Origin of the sequence: Endozoicomonas atrinae, from assembly GCF_001647025.1 — a bacterium.
Lineage (GTDB): Bacteria > Pseudomonadota > Gammaproteobacteria > Pseudomonadales > Endozoicomonadaceae > Endozoicomonas > Endozoicomonas atrinae.
In genome coordinates, this window is record NZ_LUKQ02000593.1 from 1 (window position 1) to 1,176 (window position 1,176).

At 44.7% G+C, this 1,176-nt stretch carries 1 protein-coding gene; it reads right to left on the reverse strand.

Annotated elements, in window-relative coordinates; genetic code table 11:
* Positions 1–557: 557 nt before the first annotated feature.
* Positions 558–908: a hypothetical protein gene (locus tag AK963_RS29370; RefSeq protein WP_066018771.1), complete on the reverse strand. Its 351-nt coding sequence runs from the start codon at positions 906–908 to the stop codon at positions 558–560.
* Positions 909–1,176: the final 268 nt, after the last annotated feature.

Consider the following 1,176-nt stretch of genomic DNA (forward strand, 5'->3'; position numbering starts at 1 on the left):
AGCTTCGGTATATTTACTTCATCAAGCCCGAGGCCCGGCAACGGTTAACGGTGGCTCCGATACCTTTCTCCAAAATTGCTGAAGCGGGAGCAACCATGTATAAAGGTATTCAAGGTTTAAAAGCGTCCGAAGCAGGCGAAAGTCACGACCAGTGATTCAGCGGCGGTGCGACACCGACCCGGACGCTCCAATTTTTAACTTCCTGATTTGACTTCTTATTTCAGGACTTCTTATTTTGACTTCCTATTTTGCCCTTTTGCACCAAGGCAGCAAAAATATGGCAGGAAAGCGGCGAAATCTAGCGCCACCAGTGACTGTTCGGTTATCTGCCTATACGAGGGTCACAGGGAAGACAAACGACGCACCACGGCAATTTATAGGCCGTTCAGTGCAAAGACCACCAACGGCAATATTAGTCGCACTGGTGGCCAAACGATTGTCTGGTATGAAAGCCCAAGGCAAGAGGCGAACGGCCAACCAGTGGCCGTGTATAGGTGAGAGAAATTCATAGCGGCAAATGGGAAGGACTAAAAAAAGGCCTTTCGGCCTATGAAAATTTAGCAGCCTAGCTTGATTTCTTGCCATTCTCCGTCTTGGTAAATATTCAGGAATTGAGCGTCTGATTCATTGGCGAGTTTGAAAAGTGCCTCTAAGCTTTGGCTTTCATTCGGCTGCACAACCTCCCAAGAATCGCCAAGGTCTTTATAATATTTTATTTCTTTTTCGGTTATGTAAGAAATATCGCCACCGGTTACAATTTTGAAAGCTACGTCAAAATCACTGTAATGATTTTTTAATACATGACCGACGTCCATTCCGTCGTAATGAACATATATTGAAAGGTAGTAATCGTTTCCGGTTTCTTCGTGGTCATTCAGTTTTATTGCTATCCGACTTCTAGTTGCCATTTTTATTTTTCCTTTTGCTTTGGGTATGTTCTGAGCTTGGCAAACCGGACGGTGAAGACAAAGAAAAAGAGCATAAAATTTAGCCGCACCACAGGCCGTTCAGATAGCGGCCAAGATACCCGCTGTGGAAACAGTAGGCACAAAAAAAGCCCCTTTCGGGGCTTGGCGCTTAGGCTATATCGAGCCCTTTTAATCCGCCTTTAATTCTGTATACGGTATCTTTTCCGTCCCGCTTTTCAGATTCTATATCAAGGCCTAGTTTAATTTT

Excerpts from the sequence above, each read along its gene's own strand:
- AK963_RS29370 (WP_066018771.1), bottom strand. The coding sequence starts at position 908 with ATGGCAACTAGAAGTCGGATAGCAATAAAACTGAATGACCACGAAGAA.